Annotated in this window: 7 protein-coding genes and 1 riboswitch; of the genes, 1 reads left to right on the top strand and 6 read right to left on the bottom strand. The window is 41.5% G+C overall.

Going from position 1 to position 6,405, the window contains the following annotated elements; translation table 11 throughout:
* Positions 1-856, bottom strand: an 856-nt coding sequence (locus Tfer_RS05560) for an MCP four helix bundle domain-containing protein (protein WP_152908976.1), incomplete at its 3' end; no start/stop codon positions are given.
* On the bottom strand, positions 840-3,065 hold the full coding sequence (locus tag Tfer_RS05555; RefSeq protein WP_052217234.1) for an HD domain-containing phosphohydrolase: 2,226 nt from the start codon (positions 3,063-3,065) through the stop codon (positions 840-842). The genes Tfer_RS05560 and Tfer_RS05555, both read right to left, overlap by 17 nt.
* Before the next feature lie 51 nt (positions 3,066-3,116).
* Positions 3,117-3,199, bottom strand: a riboswitch (cyclic di-GMP riboswitch).
* Positions 3,200-3,717: 518 nt separating this feature from the next.
* Here Tfer_RS05555 and Tfer_RS05550 point away from each other — a divergent pair.
* Complete coding sequence (locus tag Tfer_RS05550) at positions 3,718-4,284, top strand: site-specific integrase (RefSeq protein WP_052217233.1); 567 nt, start codon at positions 3,718-3,720, stop codon at positions 4,282-4,284.
* Between the two features lie 32 nt (positions 4,285-4,316).
* Here the strand turns inward: Tfer_RS05550 and Tfer_RS05545 are convergent, their stop codons facing one another.
* From Tfer_RS05545 to Tfer_RS05530, 4 genes are all read right to left on the bottom strand, one after another.
* A complete protein-coding gene (locus Tfer_RS05545; RefSeq protein ID WP_052217232.1) occupies positions 4,317-4,880 on the bottom strand; it encodes a DUF1638 domain-containing protein in 564 nt (187 codons plus the stop codon).
* Positions 4,881-4,957: 77 nt separating this feature from the next.
* Positions 4,958-5,197, bottom strand: a complete 240-nt coding sequence (locus Tfer_RS05540; RefSeq protein WP_052217231.1) for an MTH865 family protein — start codon at positions 5,195-5,197, stop codon at positions 4,958-4,960.
* Positions 5,198-5,347: 150 nt separating this feature from the next.
* The gene (locus Tfer_RS05535; protein ID WP_052217230.1) at positions 5,348-5,635 is read right to left on the bottom strand and encodes a hypothetical protein; all 288 of its coding nucleotides are present in this window, start codon (positions 5,633-5,635) and stop codon (positions 5,348-5,350) included.
* Positions 5,628-6,314: a Crp/Fnr family transcriptional regulator gene (locus tag Tfer_RS05530; protein WP_052217229.1), complete on the bottom strand. Its 687-nt coding sequence runs from the start codon at positions 6,312-6,314 to the stop codon at positions 5,628-5,630. Before Tfer_RS05530 ends, Tfer_RS05535 begins: the two co-directional genes overlap by 8 nt.
* Positions 6,315-6,405 lie beyond the last annotated feature (91 nt).

Genomic DNA, 6,405 nt, shown 5'->3' with positions numbered 1-6,405 from the left:
CTGCGTTGGATGCTAATTCTTCGCTGGTGGCAGCAACGGTCTGGCTGGTGGTATTTATCTGTTGAATAATGTGCTTCAAGTTGTCCACCATCTTGTTGAAGGAATCGGCCATATCCTTGATTTCGTCCCGGGTATTAACCTTTAACCTGTCTACGGTAAGGTCTCCGCTGCCAACCCGTTCGGCTACCGTGGCTACAAGCCGTACTGCCTTGGAGATAGAAGTGGCCATATATAGGCTGATGACGATACTAAAAATCAATGCAGCCACCAGAATTGCAATTATTTGTGTCCGTTCTGATTTATAGTTGGCTTCTGACTCAGTATTGGTCTGGCGGGTTTGTTCATCATTATACTTTATCAATTCATCCAAAATTGCTATACACTTATTATAGGCGTCCCTTGATTCCCCCCGCTGAACGGCAACCGCGCCGGAAATATTTCCCTGGTTCATGAGGCTGAGCATCTTAACATGTATATCCTGATACCGTCTCCAGGCCGAATTAAACTCGGCAATTTTACTTTTGGCAAAATCGGATTTAAACTTGGGAAACAGTGCTTCAAAAGTTTTTTGCAAGTCTTCTGCGCCTTTATTATATTTGCCCAGATATTCCTGCACTTCCTTTGAATCATTTAAGTTGGCGCCGAAAATAGCCTGCACTTCATACCGCCGGATATCACTCAACCCGGTTTTAATATCATGCAGTCCCTCCGTTTTTGGCATTCTGTTACTTGTCAGATCTTCTACTTTTTTGTAAGTATTTGCCCCTAAATTAATACCTAATAAACCAATAATCGCAGTTAAAACCACAACAACCAGAAAAGAAATCATTAACTTGGCCTTAATATTGAGTTTCAATAGTATTCCTCCTCCTTAGTTTTAGTTCCCGGGACTTCAAAAGCGTTTTAATATTTTGCCGGCAATTAATAAATTTTTTCACCACCTCCGGGTCAAACTGTGTCCCTGCATTCCGTTGTAATTCTGCCAAAGCCTCCTCACTGCTCAGGGCCGGGCGGTAAGACCTGTTGCCGGTCATGGCGTCGTATGCGTCAGCTACGGCCAGGATGCGACACAGTAAAGGGATTTCTTCGCCTTTCAAACCCCTTGGATACCCCTGACCGTCCCACCGTTCGTGGTGCAACAGGATGTATTCGGCCACAGTCCACATTTCCGGGATGTTCCGGGCAATGCGCCAGCCGATTTCGGAATGTTTTTTTATCTCTGCCCATTCTTTCGGGGTAAGGGGTCCGGGTTTTTTCAGGATACTCTCACTGATGCCTACCTTGCCAATGTCGTGCAGCATGGCCAAAAGAGCCAGTTGTTCCATTTCCAGCCCGGAAAGTCCGAATTCCCTGCCCAGTTCAAGACAGTATTTTTTTAAACGCCAGGCGTGTTCTTCTGTTTCTGTGCTTTTCTCTGCCATGGTTGTAAGCAGGGCATTTATCAGGTTATTCCTGTAGCTTTTTTGTTCCAGCAGCTTTTGATGGTACATCCTTTCCTCGGCTTCTTTCATTTTTTGCCACAGGTTTTCTGTTGCTTTGGTTTTCACGGCATATCCCAGGGATATGCTTAACCGGATATTTCTTTTTACGTCTCTGCCACACTTGCTGTTTATCCTGCCGACTATTTTTTCTGCCATCCTGGCATCGGTCCGGGGCAAAAGGATTAAAAATTCGTCCCCGCCCCACCGGGCGATGATGTTCTCCTTACGGCAGCTTTTCTTAATTACTTTGGCTGCTTTTTTCAGGAGCCTGTCCCCTTCTTCATGGCCAAATATATCGTTGGTTAGTTTCAAACCGTTGACATCTCCGATAATCACAGCCAGGGGTAACTCCCGTGATGTATCGAGCCTTTTTATTTCTTCTTCGGCAAATCTGCGGTTGTACAGTCCGGTCAGGGGGTCATGGTAGCTCAGGTAGAGGATTTCTTCCTGCTTCCTTTTCTCCCTGGTAATATCACGGAAGACCATGACCACGCCAAAAATATTTTCTTTTTCATCTTTGATGGGTGCAGCGCTGTTGACTATGGGTACCTGCCGCCCTTCTCGGGTGATTAAAGCTGTACGGGGAGCCGGACCTGCTGTTTTACCGGTCTGCAACACTTTGGCTACAGGGTTTTCAATAACTTCTCCAGTTTCTTCGCTGACCAGTCGGAAAACCTGGTCAAACATTTTGCCTCTTGCCTCTTCTTCGCTCCAGCCTGTGATTTCCCCGGCAACCTTATTCATGATGGTTATCAGGCCCTTTTCATCTGTGCAGACCACCGCATCGCCGATGGATACAAGGGTAGTGCGCAGCAGTTCTTTTTCCCGGTACAGTTCTTCTCTGTACTTTTCCCGTTCGGTGACATCAATGATGATGGAGAAAAGCAGTTTTTCTCCGCTATAATCTATCGGGCATGAATAAACGTCTACCAGCCGGATTTCGCCATTCTTTAAACGGTGGGGAAACAGAAAATACTTTTGTTTTTTCTTTAATGCCATCAGACGGCGTCTTTCTACTTCTTCTCCGGGGAGCATATTAATGTCCTGAACACGCATGCTCAGGAGTTCTTGCCTGGTATAGCCGTAAAAGGAACAGGCTGCGGGATTGGCGTCCTTTATTTGGCCGGTAACAGGTTCGACCAGGAGCATGACGGCGGTATGTCCGTTAAACATGGCCTGCAACCGCTGCAAAAGGTCTTCTCTTTCCATGATTTGCTTCATTTCGTCGGATATGTCCTGCAAAAATGTGACAATATGCTGCTTTGGGGATGAAATGGCCGTTATTCTGTACCAGCGGTTCAAAGGCTCGGCATAATGGATAATTTCTTGTTTTACGCCCGCCAGGGCAACTTGTCTGTAAAAGCTTACCCAGTCAAAATTGCCACTTCTGATGCCGGGCAGGGCTTCTGTTACCCTTTTGCCGAGAATGTCATTCTTTTGCAGTCCTGTCATTACTTCAAAAGCAGGACTAACCTCCAGAAAAATATAGTCTTCCGGCTCCCCCCGGTTGTTTAGTACCGGCTTGTGGTAAGCATACCCCCATGGCACATGGCCGAGCAGTTCCTGTATTAATTTTTCCGCCACTTTTTCACCTCATTAAAAAAACTCCATGCCGGAAGCATGAAGTTAATTCTTTAATGCAACCGGCTGCCTTAGAATTTGTCCTTAGGCCCTTGGCTTTGCGTCCCTGTCTTTCGACAGGTTTGCCCTGGTATGAACTTCATATTTGTTAGTCTGTTTAAATGAAACATATTTCTTAAAATGTTACATTGGGCCGGTGTTTGTAATCCCTTATAGATGGTAATTCTAGATATTTAAGTATCTGTAAGGACCAATGGGACCAGTATATTTTCTTGTACAATTTGACCAAATCAATACCGGAAAAGCTTTGTTAATGGACAAAATGTAGAACTATGCCTGATTAGCAATTATTTTTAAGAAATATGTCGTTAAGAGGGAGGATTAATTATATTGGCGTAGTATAACATATATATAGTAATTTTTGGTATGCTACATTTTAAGAAATATGTTGTGTAATTTCACAAACGTTTTCCAGCCTTTGTTAAAAGCCCAGCGATTAGAAAAAAATTCCTACCCGGTCAAAAAGCAACCAGGTAGGAATTTTTTTGCCGCCAAGCAGCCAGTAAAGAATTGAACTTCATGTAAAACTCTGCTGTTATAAGTTACATTTTAGTGATATAATTAATAATATGTTGCATTATGGGGGGTATTATATATGACTGTCGAACCTATCCGGGACCTGCAAAAAATTAAAGCTATGCTCAAGCAGCTTAATAGTCAAAATGAAAGAGACTGCCTGCTTTTTATGTTTGGGATAAATACCGGCCTCCGGATTTCCGATATTCTCCCTATCAGGTACAGCGATATTTTCACCGATAATGGCTCCTTCCGGCAGCATCTGGTTATTAGGGAACGAAAAACTGCCAAGGAGAAAAAAATAAAACTTAATGATGCCCTGAAGGCAGCCATTAAGTCTTATGTAACAAGCCGGAATCTGTCCGGAGATGACTATCTGTTCGGTTCAAAAAAAGGAGGCTCTATCGGCCGGGTTCAGGCATACAGAGTTTTAAAAGCGGCTGCTGATGCGGTTGGTATAGAGCATTTTGGGACCCATACCATGCGGAAATCATGGGGGTATTGGACTTATAAGGCATCAAAATATAATATCGGGTTGATTATGGATATGTTTAATCATTCCAGCCAGAAAGTAACCTTACGGTACATTGGCATTTCGCAGGATCAAAAGGATGAGTTATATTCGATGGTGCAGTTTTCACTGTAGCATCTGTATCTCCTGCCAGGAATATTGTGTGTTCAACTTAGCACATATAAAAGTTCTGATTTTAAATGGTCCAATGTCGTGGGATACACTTCCACCGGAACTTGAGTATATTCAAAAAAGTTCAAGATATCTTCCTCTGATATTTCAGTTAAACCGGTATCAATTAACACAATCCTGTCGTAATATCCGAAGTTTTGGCGGGCATCGACCTTATCCCAACCCAGGCCTTTAACAAAAATATCTCGCCACCTTTTTAGCCAACCGTTGGTTAAGTAAAAGGTTTTAGCTTCCTGGTCAAGCTCTTTCATTTTGTCACCGAGCAGAAGCTCTATGCAATTTGATGCTTTAACAATTTTGCCGTTATATTTTTCGGCCAAACTCTGGATGTCTGGATGACATTTGTTTCCTACAAGTATTATAGGTTGTGATTGATGTGCTATTTTATCAAGTTTTTCCTTTAAAGCCTGTTCCAATTGATCCAAGTTGACATGTAAAGCAGCGTCTATAAAAAAGATATTGTTCTCCAGTTTTAGGTTTTCCATGACGTTGTTGATCTCTTCCTTAAGCATAGAACACCCTATAAATACTTTTTCCATGGTTATCACCTCCGTTATGACAAAAAAGCCAAGTCTAAATAAGGCTTGGCTAATACACTGCAGCATATATTCATATATTAAAGTTTAGCCCTGCTTACTATTGTTTCTGCTACTTGTTCCGCGCTTTGGAAGGGAAAATCCTCAGGAGTTAGAAGTTTCCCTGCTTCACCTGCTGTAACTTCAATTCCTTCAGCCCGGCAGGTGGTTTTGGCTCCGTCGGGGAATGCTGACAGCAATTCCTCTGGAGAGCCTATTGGAAATTTAGCCCCCTGCAGAGCACTGATAATCTGGTTTTTGATGGTTTCGCGTACAGACATATTTATCTCCTCCTCAAAAGTTTTTTACAGAAACGATTGTTTCTGTTGAGTATATGTTACTGTCTGATGAAAAAAATTTCTGTAAAACAGTTTACAAAAAAATTCCTGTAAAAAATAAGCTGTCTGGAGACAGTTGAGACAATTTGGCGTTTAATTTTCCAATGCCTTGCAAGCCAATAACAGTATAACTTGTTCTACCGAATTTTTATCAAATCCAAGTTCAATTAACCTGGTGGTAATCCATGAAGTGTTTTCGGGTGTAAAAGTAAGTTCGGATACATTGTTGTTGCAAAACCAATAAATGATTTCTTTGAGTATTTTACCTTTTTCAGAATTGCTTTTTATTTCATAAATAGCCCACCTGGAAATTTCAGTATTCCAAATCAGGCTACATAAAGTATTTTTCAAAAATCCCTCATCATTTTTTGGCTTATGCATAACGATTTACTTCCTCAATGAGTTTTTGGTCCAGCAGGTAGTACAGGCGCTGATTAACTTCAATTATTCCTTCGCGTTTTAACTCATTTACAATGTTAGTGACCATAACCCTGGAGGCATTCACAAGATTAGCCAGGTCTTGATGATTCAATACTATATCTATTCTTATGCCTTTTGGGGTCATAACGCCATAATTCTTTGCCAAACGGACCATAGTGTTTAGTACCCGACCTTTAACATCTCTAAATGCCATAGCGGCAACTTGCTCTGTGTAATTATTGAGTTTATCACCCAAAAATTTTATTATTTTTAATGCAATCATTGGATTTTTTAAGAGATTTGGCAAATCATTGCGTGAACAAGTGCAGACGAAGGTATCTTTTAGAGCCCTGGCGTTCATGGTATGGCGAATATCTTCAAAAATTGTGTTTTCGCCAAAAATGTCGTCTTCCTGAAGTATGTCTAAAGCTATTTCTTTACCGTCTTCGGACATCTTATATAAAAGCACCCGGCCGCTTTTAATAAGATAAATCGTATCGGCAGGGTCTCCTTCCGAAAAAATTATTTCACCTTTGTTGAATGATTTTGGCCTGGCAAGTCTCATGACCTGTATTTTGTCTTCTTCGTCCAGAGCTTGAAATAAATCTAAGTCTTTCATACATTTGATGTTGTTTTTCATAGGACACCTCATTCTATTTAAAATATTTAATAACAGTCTAGGATGTAAATTACGCATTTTTCAGTAAAATATTTTACATATTTAAATTAAA

Source organism: Thermincola ferriacetica, assembly GCF_001263415.1.
Lineage (GTDB): Bacteria > Bacillota > Thermincolia > Thermincolales > Thermincolaceae > Thermincola > Thermincola ferriacetica.
Note: the sequence above shows the minus strand (reverse complement) of the source record. Positions and strands in the feature narration are given on the sequence as shown.